General features: G+C 64.8%; 10 protein-coding genes. 8 read left to right on the top strand and 2 right to left on the bottom strand.

Annotated features, from left to right (window positions below; translation table 11 throughout):
- Window positions 1–59: 59 nt before the first annotated feature.
- The 7 genes from BRA1253DRAFT_RS32415 to BRA1253DRAFT_RS32385 all read left to right on the top strand — a co-directional run bounded on the left by BRA1253DRAFT_RS32415 (window position 60) and on the right by BRA1253DRAFT_RS32385 (window position 8383).
- Window positions 60–1418: a formimidoylglutamate deiminase gene (locus tag BRA1253DRAFT_RS32415; RefSeq protein ID WP_007601318.1), complete on the top strand. Its 1359-nt coding sequence runs from the start codon at window positions 60–62 to the stop codon at window positions 1416–1418.
- Entirely contained in the window at window positions 1415–2143 is a 729-nt protein-coding gene (gene hutC / locus BRA1253DRAFT_RS32410; RefSeq protein WP_007601316.1) for a histidine utilization repressor, read from the top strand. Before BRA1253DRAFT_RS32415 ends, hutC begins: the two co-directional genes overlap by 4 nt.
- Before the next feature lie 106 nt (window positions 2144–2249).
- A complete protein-coding gene (locus BRA1253DRAFT_RS32405) occupies window positions 2250–3194 on the top strand; it encodes an ABC transporter substrate-binding protein (protein ID WP_007601314.1) in 945 nt (314 codons plus the stop codon).
- Between the two features lie 73 nt (window positions 3195–3267).
- On the top strand, window positions 3268–4041 hold the full coding sequence (locus BRA1253DRAFT_RS32400; protein WP_007601313.1) for an ABC transporter permease: 774 nt from the start codon (window positions 3268–3270) through the stop codon (window positions 4039–4041).
- On the top strand, window positions 4038–4823 hold the full coding sequence (locus BRA1253DRAFT_RS32395) for an ABC transporter ATP-binding protein (RefSeq protein WP_007601311.1): 786 nt from the start codon (window positions 4038–4040) through the stop codon (window positions 4821–4823). The genes BRA1253DRAFT_RS32400 and BRA1253DRAFT_RS32395 overlap by 4 nt, the downstream gene beginning before the upstream one ends.
- The gene (locus BRA1253DRAFT_RS32390) at window positions 4816–6048 is read left to right on the top strand and encodes a Zn-dependent hydrolase (protein ID WP_007601308.1); all 1233 of its coding nucleotides are present in this window, start codon (window positions 4816–4818) and stop codon (window positions 6046–6048) included. Before BRA1253DRAFT_RS32395 ends, BRA1253DRAFT_RS32390 begins: the two co-directional genes overlap by 8 nt.
- A gap of 1195 nt (window positions 6049–7243) precedes the next feature.
- Window positions 7244–8383, top strand: coding sequence for an MFS transporter (locus BRA1253DRAFT_RS32385; RefSeq protein WP_007601306.1), 1140 nt, complete (start codon window positions 7244–7246; stop codon window positions 8381–8383).
- Between the two features lie 6 nt (window positions 8384–8389).
- On the opposite strand, the gene BRA1253DRAFT_RS32380 is transcribed toward BRA1253DRAFT_RS32385, so the two are convergent.
- Window positions 8390–9379: a tripartite tricarboxylate transporter substrate binding protein gene (locus BRA1253DRAFT_RS32380; protein WP_007601303.1), complete on the bottom strand. Its 990-nt coding sequence runs from the start codon at window positions 9377–9379 to the stop codon at window positions 8390–8392.
- A 296-nt stretch (window positions 9380–9675) separates the two neighbouring features.
- On the opposite strand from BRA1253DRAFT_RS32380, the gene BRA1253DRAFT_RS32375 reads away from it, so the two are divergent.
- On the top strand, window positions 9676–12513 hold the full coding sequence (locus BRA1253DRAFT_RS32375; protein ID WP_007601302.1) for a winged helix-turn-helix domain-containing protein: 2838 nt from the start codon (window positions 9676–9678) through the stop codon (window positions 12511–12513).
- Window positions 12514–12536: 23 nt separating this feature from the next.
- Here BRA1253DRAFT_RS32375 and BRA1253DRAFT_RS32370 read toward each other — a convergent pair whose 3' ends face one another.
- Window positions 12537–13475, bottom strand: coding sequence for an aldo/keto reductase (locus tag BRA1253DRAFT_RS32370; protein WP_007601300.1), 939 nt, complete (start codon window positions 13473–13475; stop codon window positions 12537–12539).
- Between the last annotated feature and the right edge of the window lie 34 nt (window positions 13476–13509).

Raw genomic sequence — 13509 nt, 5'->3', positions numbered from 1 at the left:
TTGACTTATATGTCTAGACATATAATCGTGTCGCGGTTCTGTCCAGCCGGCATGGAAACATGACACGACTGCATTTCGCCTCCGCGCTCCTGCCCTCGGGCTGGGCCAATGACGTGCAGGTGGTGATCACCGCCGGCGCGATCGCCGAGGTGACGCCGGGCGTGGCCCCGGCCTCCGGGGACGAACACCACGACATCGCGCTTCCGGGACTTGCGAGCCTGCACAGCCACGCCTTCCAGCGCGGCATGGCGGGTCTCGCAGAACTGCGCGGCGACAGCACCGACACCTTCTGGACCTGGCGCGAGGCGATGTACCGCTTCGCGCTGGCGATGACGCCTGACGACGTCGCAGCGGTCGCGACACTGCTTTATGTCGAGATGCTGGAGCAGGGTTTTACCCGCGTCGGCGAATTCCATTATCTGCATCATGACCGCGATGGCTCGCCCTACGCCGACATCGGCGAAATGGCCGCACGCATCGCGCAGGCCGCCGAAGCCTCGGGTATTGCACTGACATTGCTGCCGAGTTTTTATGCGCACGGCTCATTTGGTGGCGCAGCACCGCATGCCGACCAGCGCCGCTTCATCTGTACGGTTGATCAGTTCGCCGCGCTGGTGAGCGCCTCGCGCAAGGCGATTGAACAATTGCCGGGCGCAAATATCGGTATCGCGCCGCACAGTTTGCGCGCTGTGACGCCGGCCGAGCTTGCAGCGATCATTCCGCTCGCGGACGGCGGCCCGGTGCACATTCATGCCGCCGAGCAGGTGAAGGAGGTCGAGGATTGCCTGGCCTGGTCTGGACAGCGTCCAGTGCAATGGCTGCTTGAGCACGCGCCAGTCGACCGACGCTGGTGCCTCATCCACGCGACCCACACGACGGATGAAGAAGTCACTGCATTCGCCAAGACTGGCGCGGTCGCGGGACTCTGCCCTATCACCGAGGCAAGCCTTGGCGACGGCATTTTCTCGGCTCGCGAATTCGTCGGTGCCGGCGGTGCCTTTGGCATTGGCACGGATTCCAATGTGCTGGTCGGCGTCGCCGACGAGCTGCGCCAGCTCGAATATGGCCAACGGCTCAAGCACCGCGAGCGCAACGTGCTCTCCGCCGGCGCAGGCCGCTCGACGGGACGCGCCCTGTTCGATCATGCGCTTTCAGGCGGCGCGCGGGCACTAGCACAGATGTCAGTCGGTCTCACGCCAGGTGCGCGCGCCGACATCGTCACGCTCGACACCACGCATCCCTCGCTGGCGGGGCGCGCGCGCGACGCCGTCATCGACGGCTGGATCTTTGCCGCAGGCAGCGGTGCGGTCGATTGCGTCTGGGCCGGCGGCGACAAGGTCGTCGAGGGCGGACGGCACCGGCTGCGCCAGACCGCACGCGAACGCTTCAACGCGTCGGTCCGGAGGCTCGTCGCATGAGCCTCGCCACAGATGCCGCCGACAAGCCGACGCTCTACAAACGGATCCGCGCCGACATCGAGAAGCGCATCCTGACCGGGGAATGGCCGCCGGGCCATCGCATCCCGTTCGAGCACGAACTGGTCGCGCGCTACGGCTGCTCGCGCATGACCGTGAACAAGGCGCTGTCGGAGCTCGCCCAAGCCGACCTGATCGAGCGGCGGCGACGTGCCGGCTCCTTCGTCCGCCGGCCGCAACACCAGTCGGCCGTGCTCAAGATCGCCGACATGCGCGCAGAGATCACCGGGCTTGGGCGCGCTTACGGCTACGAGCTGATCGGTCGCAAGCTCCGCGCCGCAACCGCTGCCGACCGCGACCGCCTCGGCGTCAAGAAGGCGGGCAAGGTGGTCGCGATCACCTGCCGCCACAGCGCCGACAACGTGCCTTTCGCCGTCGAGGACAGACTGATCGATCTCGCGTCGGTGCCGGATGCGGCGACCGCGGATTTTTCGCGTGAGCCACCCGGCTCATGGCTGCTTCACCATGTTCCATGGACAGAGGCAGAGCATACGATCAGCGCTATCGTTGCGGACGATCGCACGGCCGAAGCGCTCGACATCGCCGTCGGCGCACCCTGCCTCGTGATCGACCGCTATACCTGGCGCAGCACGCGCACGATCACCGCCGTGCGGCTGCTCTATCCCGGTGACTCTCACCGCCTTGTCGCCCGATTCAAGGGAGGCTGAGAGGACGATGTCGGCACAAATCGTGCAACGTTTCGGGCAACGGTCCATTGGGACTGACAATGATCAACAGGACGTCAATCCATCGATCGGCAAGAGGACGACAATCATGCGTAGTTCGAAAGTATTTGCGGCAGTCATTGCGCTTACGGTCTCCACCCCCGTGCTCGCCGACGACGTCAAGGTCGGCGTCGGCATCTCCGGATGGACCGGCTTCGCGCCGCTGACGCTGGCGAAGGAGGCCGGCATCTTCAAGAAGAACGGCCTCGACGTCACCATCAAGAAGATTCCGCAGAAGGATCGCCATCTCGCGATCGCGTCCGGCGACGTCCAGTGCGCGGCAACGACCGTGGAGACCTGGATCTCCTGGAACGCCAACGGCGTCGCGACCAAGCAGATCTTCCAGCTCGACAAGAGCTACGGCGCCGACGGCATGGCCGTGCGGAACGAGCTCGCCGCGATCAAGGATCTGAAGGGCAAGACGGTTGCGGCTTCCGCGCCCGGCACCTCGCCCTATTTCGCGCTGGCCTGGATGCTCAAGAAGAACGGCCTGTCGGTGAAGGACGTCACCGTCGTGAACCTCGAGCCGGCCGCGGCCGCGCAGGCCTTCGTCTCCGGCCAGAACGATGCCGCGATGACCTACGAGCCGTATCTGTCGACGGTTCGTGCCGCCCCCGACAAGGGCAAGATCATCGCCACCACGCTCGACTATCCGATGGTCATGGACACGTTCGGCTGCACGCCGAAATTCCTCACCGAGAACCCGAAGGCCGCCAAGGCGCTCGCCGACAGCTATTTCGAGGCGCTCGACATGATCGCCAAGGACCAGGCCAAAGCCTACGAGATCATGGGCGCCGACGTGAAGCAGAGCGGCGAGGCGTTCGGCAACTCGGCAAAGTATCTGCGCTGGCAGGACAAGGCAGCGAACCAGAAATTCTTCGCCGGCGATTTCCTGACCTTCAACAAGGAAGCCGCCGACCTCCTGCTGGAGATCGGCATCATCAAGGCCGCGCCGAAGGTCGAGGATCTCTTCGACGCCAGCTACATCAAGTAAATCTCCCAGGAGCCGCCGGCCCCGTCTCGCGGCGGGGCCGGTAGACTTGTTCACCACCCGGATACACAGTTTGATGCGTCCCCTCGATCCCGTGACGTCAAGGCAGCGCGTGGCTTACGGCCTTGCGTTCTTCGTGGTGTTCGTTGCCCTCTGGTCCTGGGCAACCTTCGGCGGCCACGTGTCGAAAGTGTTCCTCGCCAACCCGCTGACCATGGTGCAGGAAGGCGTCGATCTGATCATCAAACAGGGCTTCCTGTTCGACATCGGCATGACGATCTGGCGCGTCGTCGGCGGCTTCGTACTGGCCGCCATCATCGCCGTGCCGTTCGGCGTGCTGATGGGCGCCTACAAGCCGGTCGAGGCATTCCTTGAACCGTTCGTCTCCTTTGCGCGCTATCTGCCGGCCTCCGCTTTCATTCCCCTCCTGATCCTGTGGGCCGGCATCGGCGAGCTGCAGAAGCTGCTCGTCATCTTCATCGGCTCGGTGTTCCAGATCATCCTGATGATCGCGGTCACCGTCGGCACCACGCGGCGCGACCTGGTCGAGGCGGCCTATACGCTGGGGGCCAGCGACCGCGGCATCATCCGCCGCGTGCTGTTGCCCTCTTCCGCGCCGGAGATCGCCGAGATCCTGCGGCTGGTGCTGGGCTGGGCGTGGACCTATGTCATCGTCGCCGAACTGATCGGCTCCTCCTCCGGCATCGGCCACATGATCACCGACAGCCAGGCGCTGCTCAACACCGGCCAGATCATCTTCGGCATCATCGTGATCGGGCTGATCGGCCTGGTCTCGGACTTCCTGTTCAAGGCATTCAACGCGTGGCTGTTTCCCTGGAGGCTCGCATGACGATCCTCAAGATCGAACAGGTCTCGCGAACCTTTCCCGCGCGCCACGGCAACGCCCCGACGAGGGCGCTGGAGCCGACCGATCTTGTGATCGGCAACAACGACTTCGTTACTATCCTTGGCCCTTCCGGCTGCGGCAAGTCCACGCTGCTGCGCATCGTCGCCGGCCTCGATCGTCCGACCGGCGGACGCGTGGTGCTCGATGGACGCGAAGTGACCGGCCCGGGCGCCGACCGCGGTATGGTGTTCCAGTCCTACACGTTGTTTCCCTGGCTGACGGTGCGCGAGAACATCGCCTTCGGCCTGCGCGAGCGTGGCGTGCCCGAGGCGGAGCGAAACAAGATCGCCGACGCCTTCATTCGCCAGGTCGGCCTGTCCGGCTTTGAGAACCATTGGCCCAAACAACTCTCCGGCGGCATGCAGCAACGCACCGCGATCGCGCGCGCGCTCGCCAATGATCCCAAGATCCTGCTGCTCGACGAGCCCTTCGGCGCGCTCGACAACCAGACACGCGCCCTGATGCAGGAAATGCTGCTCGGCATCTGGGAGCGCGACCAGAAGACCGTGCTGTTCGTGACCCACGACATCGAGGAAGCGATCTTCCTCGGCAGCCGCGTCATCGTCATGAGCGCGCGTCCCGGCCGCATCAAGGCCGAGATCAACGTGGACCTGCCGCATCCGCGCTCCTACAAGATCAAGACCACGCCCGAATTCGTCCAGTTGAAGGAACGGCTGGTCGAGGAGATCCGCACCGAGGCGTTGAAGGTTGCCGAGCATGCCTGAGACCTTTTCACGCGCAAACGGCGAGCGGGTTCTCGCCGATCTCAATGCGCTCCGTGCCATCGGCGCCTACAAGACCGGCGTGCACAAGCCGACTTTCTCCGAGCCGCACAAGCTTTCGCTGGATTGGCTGGTGCGGAAGCTACCCGACGCGGGCCTCACCGCCGCGATCGACGGCATCGGCAATGTCTTCGGCACCAGCGCAAAGTCGGGACCCAAGCTGCTGGCGGGATCACATCTCGAAAGCCAGAACTACGCCGGCTGGCTCGACGGGCCGCTCGGTGTCGTCTACGCGCTCGAAGCGGCCCGCGTGCTCAATGCCGATCCCTCGCTCGAAGGTGCGGTCGAACTTGCCGCCTGGTGCGACGAGGAGGGACATTTTGGACACTTCCTCGGTTCGCGCTCCTATGTCGGGCAAGTGACCGAGGCCGACATTGATGTCGCACGCGACCGTACCAGCGGCCGCACCATGCGGGACGCACTCGCCGACATGGGGCTCGCAGGACGACCGCGCACTACCGCCGAGCCGGGCCGGCACGTCGGATATCTGGAAGCCCATATCGAGCAGGGCGACACGCTCGAGAGCGGCCGCCTTGCGATCGGCGTTGTCACCTCCATCGTCGGCATCTGGCAATACCAGATCAATTTCGTCGGTGAGCAGAATCACGCCGGCACGACCCGCATGGCTGCACGGAAGGATGCCGGGCTGGCGCTGGCAAAGTTCTGCGTCGCGATCGACGAGCGTTTCGCCGATAGCTGCGGGCCGCGCACGGTCTGGACCACCGGCCGCATCACGCTCGATCCCGGCGCGCCCAGCATCATTCCGGGGGGAGCCGAAATGCTGTTCCAGATCCGCGACGACGATCCTTTTGTCATCGCCCGCCTGGAGCAACTGCTGCGGAGCATGGCGGACGAGGCCAGCGCGAACGGTCCCTGCACCGTCACCGTGGAAAAGATTCGCACTGGCGCGCCGGCCATGATGAACGCGGGCATCCAGGACGCGATCGAAGCCGCGAGCAAGGCCCTGGCCGGCGGACGATCCATCCGCATGCCCAGCGGCGCCGGCCACGATGCGCAGATGCTTGCGGCCGTCATGCCCGCGGGCATGCTGTTCGTACCGTCGATCGGCGGCATCAGCCATCACTGGACCGAGAACACCGCTGACGCTGACATCGCCACCGGCGCCCAGGTGTTCGTCGACGCTTGCAGGCGGATACTCGGCGGCTAGAACGGCGCGCCGCCCCCACTCTCTCCCCATCGTCATTGCGAGCGAAGCGACTTGTCCGCCGAAGCTTTAGCGAAGGCGGAAGCAATCCAGAATCCCTCCGCGGCGGCAGACTGGATTGCTTCGCTGCGCTCGCAATGACGGCGTATGAGGCGGCAGCTTCGTCCTCCCAGCACCACTGTCATTCCCCGCGAGAGCGGGGAATCCAGTACGCCGCGGCTTCTCGGTTCAATCATAACTGTCTCGGAATACTGGATCGCCCGGTCAAGCCGGGCGATGACAGGGAGTGTGTAGCCGCAGACACGGCTTCGCGTCCTCGCGGCGCGTTCGCCCGAGCTTTGCCTGGTGATTCCACCCTCTTGTCCAAGAGGGCGCAGGGAAGGCCGGGTGCCGGCTGGCACCCGCGGTCCGCTGCGCGAAAAGCACACGCAGGAAAACCGCACAGCAGCATACAGGTGTAGCCAATCACTCGGCCTTCCCTGCGCGATGGTTGGACGGCTTATGCCGTGCTCTCCCGGGAGCCGAGTTCTCTTTGGCCTCCCTCGCCTTCGCGAAATTCACCGGCACCGCGCCGGTTGACGCAGATGCCGCATTCGCCAGGGCTTGACCGTAGCAACGACGGCCAGGACCACACGGTTTTGCCGTACGCACGGCCCGCCATTTCGCCGCAGTTTTTCCAGCCCTGTCGACGGAGCCGGAAACTTACAGACGAGACGAAGCCTAGCAGCGCCGCTCGTCGGAACGAAGCCTTGGGCTCACGGAGAGCAATCCGCCCTGCCCTTGGCCACTCGCACCCGAACGCTGCCGCGTCCACCGCAAGCCCGGCTCGCGAACATGACGACCACAAGATCGCCCCTCAAGGATGAGCCGGGATGGCCGATACATACGTCAAAACCGAATTTCGGTAAAGTGGAATATTTTTGCGGCGGCGGATTGACAGGGGGAGCGACACAGCAAGATCCGGTAGCCCGGATGGAGCGCAAGCGTAATCCGGGGTTTTCGCTAGCTAGCCGCACTAGCGGCCCCGGATTGCGCTGCGCTCCATCCGGGCTACGAAGCCTCACTCCTTGGTTCGCACTGGCGTTCCGTCCGCCCCACGGGCCGCCTGCGACAATCCGAGTCCGCCGCGGACATAAAGACGCGACAATTGCGAGGCTTGTCGATTGCCCCTGCCCTGCTTCCCCTCCCCGGAGTTCCCATGTCCTCTGCCGATAGGCCGGCGACACGCCTTGCGACCAGGCTTGCCTTTCTCGTCGCGGGCTTCGGCATCGCGTGCTGGGCACCGCTGGTGCCGTTCGCGAAGGCGCGGCTCGCCGTCGACGACGGCATCCTCGGACTGCTCCTGCTCAGCCTCGGCATCGGCTCGGTCGTCGCGATGGTTCTGACCGGCGTGCTGAGCGCGCGCTATGGCAGCAAGCCGATCATCATTGCGGGCGGGCTCGGTCTTGCCCTGGTCCTGCCTCTGCTGACAATCGCGAGCTCGTCCATGACGCTCGCGCTGGCACTCTTCGCATTTGGCGCCGCGCTCGGCTCCGTCGACGTCGCCATGAACATCCACGCGGTTGAGGTGGAGCGCGCCGCAGGACGTCCGCTGATGTCCGGCTTCCACGCGCTGTTCAGCATCGGCGGCTTCGCCGGGGCCGCGCTGATGACCGCACTACTCTCGCTGCAACTCGGCGCGCTCGCTTGCACGCTGATCTGCTCCGTCCTGATGCTGATCGCGATGCTGGCGGCGTGGCCGCGGCTGCTTCGCTCTGTGCAGGTACAGGAGGGGCCGTTGTTCGTGCTGCCGCATGGCGCCGTGCTCCTGCTCGCGCTGCTTTGCGCCATCACCTTCCTGGTCGAAGGCGCGATGCTCGATTGGGGCGCCTTGCTCGTCATCGGCGCGGGTCTCGTTTCCGAAGCGCAAGGCGGGATCGGCTACATCGTGTTCTCGGTAGCCATGACGATCGGGCGGCTCGGCGGCGACGCCGTCGTCGCACGCGTCGGAGACCGCACGACATTGTTCTGGGGCAGCCTGATTGCGATCGCGGGTTTCGTGGTCCTGCTCACGGCTCCCGTCGTGGCGGTCGCCATAGCCGGCTTCCTGCTGATCGGCCTCGGCGCATCGAACGTCGTACCGGTGCTGTTCCGCCGGGCGGCGAGGCAGACGGTGATGCCCACGGGGCTCGCCGTTGCGGCGATCACGACCGCCGGCTATGCTGGCGTTCTCGTCGGCCCCGCCGGTGTCGGCTTCGTCGCACGCTTTGGCGGATTGCCGATGGCGTTCTGGCTCCTGGCCGCGCTGATGGGCCTCGTCACGCTGACGGCGCGCATGGTTACGCGCGCCGACGGCTGAGCGGCCTCACAAATTGCTCAGCCCGATCGATTTGATCAGGGGCGCGAGGCTTGCGGATGTGGCCTCGACGATGCGCTGGAATTTGTCCGGACTTGAATCGTTGTCCGGCTCCATGCCCTGGGCGCGATAGCTCGCCAGAAGCGCCGGTTCGGCCATGGCGAGCCGCGTCGCCTGCGCGATTCGGTCGATGATCGCATCGTCGGTGTCCTTGGGCGCGAACAGACCGAACCATCCCTCATACCGGATGCCGGGCATGCCGGATTCGACGGCGGTCGGGATCTCCGGCGCGCCGCTCAGCCGCGTTTCGGTGGTGACCGCGAGCAGCCTGACTTTCCCCGCTTGAGTCAGCTGCTGCAATTGAACGGACATGACGGCAATGACGAGCGATATCTGGCCGCTGACGAGGTCGTTGGTCGCTTGCGCGATGCCCCGATAGGGCACGTGGACGATGTCCAGCGCGCCGGCCTGCTGCTTGAAGGATTCGCCGACCAGATGGTTTCCGGTGGCGATCCCCGGCGTGCCATAGGACAGCTTTCCCGGATTGGCTTTCGCATAGGCGATCAACTCGCGCAGGTTTGCGGCGGGCACCGAAGGATTGACGGCGAAAACCAGCGCGCTGTTGATCAGCCGGTAGATGGCGCGGAAATCGCCAACCGAATATCCGGGATTCGCCGACGTCATGGGAATGATGACCTGCGTGCTGCCGTTACCGAGCAGCAGCGAATAGCCGTCGGGCTCCTCGCGTGCGACCGCCGCGGTCCCGATGGCGCCGCCCGCACCGCCGATATATTCGACGAAGGTCGGCCCGAGCAGCGACGGCATCCTGTCAACCCAGGGGCGCGCGATCTGGTCACCCGATCCACCGGGTCCGTAGGGAATCACCAGGCGAATGGGACGAGACGGATAGTCGGCGGCTTGTCCGCTGCGGGGAAGCGCGGCGAGCGCCGCTGCGCTTGTCAACGCGTGCACGAATTTTCGCCGCGTGAAAGAGGCCATGCTGGAAATTCCGGAAGTCGGCAGTCGATGTGGTGGCGGGACCGGCTCCCGGACGATGCCATCGCAGCAATCCGGCATCACAGTCAATGCTCCATCCGGGCGAGCCTCGGCGTCATCGCATTGTCACATCGGCCTAACTCTTTACTTTCCAAGCACAATTTCGCGAGCGAGCCGACCCAAGCCGTCCACGCAGGGCTGCCAGCCCTGCCCACTGCTTTCGGCCAGTTTACTGTACGCCTCGTTCTGGTAGACCAAAAAGTAATACCTTTTGACTCCCTTCGAGGGGGCGATGGCGCGTGCCAGATCGTAGCGAAGACTCGGCCATTTCCTTTGGGCCATTTCGACTGTTTCCGAAGTCCCGGCTCTTGGAGAAGGAGGGGGCGCCGCTTCATGTCGGCGGCCGCGCGCTCGACATTCTCATCTTCCTTGCCGGACGCCCCGGAGAAGTCGTCGACAAGAGAGAGCTGGTCAAGCGCATCTGGGCCGGCGTCAATGTCGACGAGGGCAGTCTGCGCTTCCATGTCGCGGCGCTGCGCAAAGCGCTCGGCGATACCGGCAAGTCGGCCCGTTACGTCGTTAACGTGCCGGGCCGCGGCTATTGCTTTGTCGCCTCGTTCGCTCAAGCAGCTGCGCCAGCCGCCCCGCTCGCGGCCGAAACCGCCCCTCCCCGCTCCCTGCCCGCTCAGCTAACCAGGATGGTCGGCCGGGAAGATGTCATCGAGAAGATCTCGAACGGACTTTCCCTCTATCGCTTCATGACGGTCGTCGGCCCGGGCGGCATCGGCAAGACCTCGGTCGCCGTCACCGTCGGGCATCGCCGCTCCCAGGATTTCGGCGGGCGAGTCTTCTTTGTCGATTTCGGTCCGCTGAGGGATGCCAGTCACATCGCGACCACCATTGCTTCGGCGCTCGGACTGACCATCAGCGCGGAAGATCCGACGCCGGCCCTTCTGACTTTCCTCAAGATCGGCCCGGCCCTGCTGATCTTCGACAGTTGCGAACATGTGCTGGATCAATTGGCGCCTCTCGTCGAGCACATCGTTCGCGAAGCACCGCAGCTTCGTGTTCTCGCAACCAGCCGCGAGTCGTTCCGGAGCGAAGGCGAGCGGATTTTCCGGCTGTTCCCACTGGATTGTCCGCCCGAGCGCGAAGGGCTTGCTGTCGACGAGGTTCTTGCCTATCCCGCGGCTCAACTCTTTGTGGACCGCATTGCGCAGAGCTCGGGACCGTTTCAGCTCAGCGCAGAAGAGGCGCCCCTCGTCGCGAGCATCTGCCGGCGCCTCGACGGCATCGCGCTGGCTATCGAGCTCGCGGCGGGCCGCGTCAATGCTTACGGCATCGCCGGCACGGCATCCCTGCTCGACAGCCGCTTTTCGCTGCAATGGCGCGGCCGGCGCACCGCCGTGCCGCGGCACCAGACGCTCGCTGCGGCGCTCGACTGGAGCTACGACCTTCTGCCTCCCGTGGAGAGCGCCACGCTGCGACGCTTGTCGGTCTTTGCCGGGCCTTTCGCGCCGGAGGCGGCGGCAGCGGTCGCGTCCGGTGACGGCCTCAACGCATCCGAGACCCTCGAAGCAATCGACAGCCTGGTGACCAAGTCGCTGATCTCGCCGTCCGGCTCGCGGACGCTGCGCTATCGGCTGCTCGACACCACGCGCACCTATGCATACGGAAAACTCAACGAGCTCGGCGAAGCCAGGCAGTTCGCGCGGCGTCATGCCGAGCATTTTCGCGATTTATTCCAGCGCGCGGAGGCGGATATTTCGACGCCGCTGCCCGAATGGCTGAGCATCTATGGCGCGGAGCTGGACAATGTGCGCGCGGCGTTGGACTGGGCCTTCGGGCCCGACGGCGAGGCGACACTCGGCATCGCGCTGACGGCGGCCGCGATCACGCTGTGGGTACGTCTTTCACTGTTCGCGGAATGCCGTGAGCGCAGCAGAACGGCACTCGCAGCGCTCGGAGACACCGCCGACGATGACCGCATCCGCATGCAGCTCCTGTCGGCACTCGGCTGGTCGCTGATGTATGGCGAGGGCCGCGCGCGCGAGGCGCGGCCGATCCTCGAGACGACCCTCGAGCTGGCTGACAGGCTCGACGACAAGGATTTCCGGCTGCGCGCGCTCTGGGGCTTGTGCATCGACCAGTTCAACAACGGACAGTTCGGCAAGGCCCGTGCGCTCGCCGATCGCTTTGCGAACGCAGCGGCGAACTCGTCCGACAGGACCGACGTCATGCTGGGCGACCGGCTAATGGCCGTGGCGCTGCACTATCTCGGGGATCAGAACGAGGCTCGGCTGCGCATCGACCGGGTCAATGCATCGCTGCATGTGTTGGCGGAGAAGCCGAAGATCTTCCCGCTCGATCTGAGAATCTCGACCCAATATTTTCGAGCTCGCATCCTGTGGCTTCAGGGCCTGGCCGATCAGGCTCAGGCCCTCACCGCCAGGAACATCGAGGAAGGCCGCGCCAATGGCCACGCGCTGACCTTCTGCAGCGTACTCGGACAAGCCGCCTGTCCGATCGCCTTCTGGTCCGGCGATTTCGACGCCGCGCAGCGTCACGGCGCCGAGCTGCTCGAACACACCGAGCGCCACGCGATCCGGCTGTGGGGCCTGTGGGCTAGGGCCTTCAACGCCGCTGTCATGGTCAAACGCGGCGACTCGACCGGCCTTCCGCTGCTGCGCGAGGAGCTCAATCGCGCCGGCGATGCGCGCTTCCTGCCGCGTTTTCTGCCCCTGCTCGGCGAGCTCGCCGCGTGTTCCGGAGAGGCCGACCAGGTCGATCGCGGCCTCGACGTGATCGAGGATGTCCTGACCCGCTGCAACGACCGGCAGGAGCTCTGGTATCTGCCGGAGCTGATCCGCATCAAGGGAGAGTTGATGCTCAGGAGCACCCGGCATTCAGGAGACGCCGAGCCGCGCTTTCGCGAGGCCATGGACATTGCCGGCCAGCAAGGCGCGCGCTTCTGGGAGCTGCGAAGCGCGGTCAGCCTGGCGCGGTACATGATCGGCGCTGGCCAGACCAAGGAGGCCTTGGCAATTCTGGAACGCGCATGCCGGCCGTTCACCGAAGGTGCCGGCATCGCCGAAATCCGCAGCGCCCACGATTTGATCGAGCAGCTCCGAGCTTGACGAGTCGGCTGGCCGGCGCCGATTCATCCGGCGCGCGGAATGAATCCGGGCACGCCGGTCTCGACGACCGTGTTGAACCTGATGTTTGTCGTGATCTCGTCCCTCATCTCTCGCATGGCGTCTTTGGGCAAAGCCGAAATATCGAAGTTCTCCTGGATGCGCCGGGGATTGGTCGAAGTCGTCAGGAAAGCGGTGCCGCGCTGGACGGCCCACGCCAGCGCAATTTGGGCCGGTGTCTTGTGCAAACGCTCCGCGATGGCAGTGATCACCGGATCGGCCAGGACGTTCGGCTTCATCGCGTGCCCCAGCGCTGCAAACGCCTGCAAGACGATCCCGTGCTCTCGACAGAAGTCGAGCAGGTCCCACTCGGGAAGATACGGATGCGATTCGACTTGCACCATGGCGGGCCTGATCCGCGCGACCGAAACGATCTCGCGCAGCTTGTCCAGGGTGATGTCCGACAGACCGATCGACTTGCAGTGCCCCTCGTCGACCAGGCGCTCCAGCGCCCCCCACGTCTCCGCCAGCGTAACCCCTGAATCATAGATGACCCGACCGTGCTCATCTCTCGGATCCTGTTCGTCGCCGGGTTGAAAGGCAAAGGGCGTATGGATGATGTAGCAATCGATCTCGTCGACTTGCAGCCGCCGGCGACTGGCGTCGAAGGCAGGCCTGACCCGTTCCGGTCGATGATTGGTGTTCCATAGCTTCGTCGTAACGAACAGGTCCTTGCGCTGAAGCGTTCCCTCCTTGAACGTCTCCTGCAGCGCATCGCCGACCGCTTCCTCGTTGCGATAGCGCTCCGCGCAATCAAGGTGTCGAAATCCGGCCTCCAATGCAGCCTTGGTGGCCTGCCTGGTCACGAGCGGATCCGGAATGAGCGTGCCAAATCCCACCGCGGGAATCGTCCCGGATTGATGAGTTGGAATCCTCGTATAACGAAGCGTATCTGACGAAGTCATGCTCATACTCCTTTGTTTGTCCTCGGCTCCCTCA

This window comes from Bradyrhizobium sp. WSM1253, assembly GCF_000244935.1.
Classification (GTDB): domain Bacteria; phylum Pseudomonadota; class Alphaproteobacteria; order Rhizobiales; family Xanthobacteraceae; genus Bradyrhizobium; species Bradyrhizobium canariense.
The sequence above is the reverse complement of the archived record's forward strand: the minus strand, read 5'-3'. Positions and strand labels throughout refer to the sequence as shown.

Bases quoted from the DNA above. Each gene is read 5' to 3' on its own strand.
- BRA1253DRAFT_RS32415 (WP_007601318.1), top strand. From the start codon at position 60: ATGACACGACTGCATTTCGCCTCCGCGCTCCTGCCCTCGGGCTGGGCC.
- hutC (WP_007601316.1), top strand. From the start codon at position 1,415: ATGAGCCTCGCCACAGATGCCGCCGACAAGCCGACGCTCTACAAACGG.
- BRA1253DRAFT_RS32405 (WP_007601314.1), top strand. From the start codon at position 2,250: ATGCGTAGTTCGAAAGTATTTGCGGCAGTCATTGCGCTTACGGTCTCC.
- BRA1253DRAFT_RS32400 (WP_007601313.1), top strand. From the start codon at position 3,268: ATGCGTCCCCTCGATCCCGTGACGTCAAGGCAGCGCGTGGCTTACGGC.
- BRA1253DRAFT_RS32395 (WP_007601311.1), top strand. From the start codon at position 4,038: ATGACGATCCTCAAGATCGAACAGGTCTCGCGAACCTTTCCCGCGCGC.
- BRA1253DRAFT_RS32390 (WP_007601308.1), top strand. From the start codon at position 4,816: ATGCCTGAGACCTTTTCACGCGCAAACGGCGAGCGGGTTCTCGCCGAT.
- BRA1253DRAFT_RS32385 (WP_007601306.1), top strand. From the start codon at position 7,244: ATGTCCTCTGCCGATAGGCCGGCGACACGCCTTGCGACCAGGCTTGCC.
- BRA1253DRAFT_RS32380 (WP_007601303.1), bottom strand. From the start codon at position 9,379: ATGGCCTCTTTCACGCGGCGAAAATTCGTGCACGCGTTGACAAGCGCA.
- BRA1253DRAFT_RS32370 (WP_007601300.1), bottom strand. From the start codon at position 13,475: ATGACTTCGTCAGATACGCTTCGTTATACGAGGATTCCAACTCATCAA.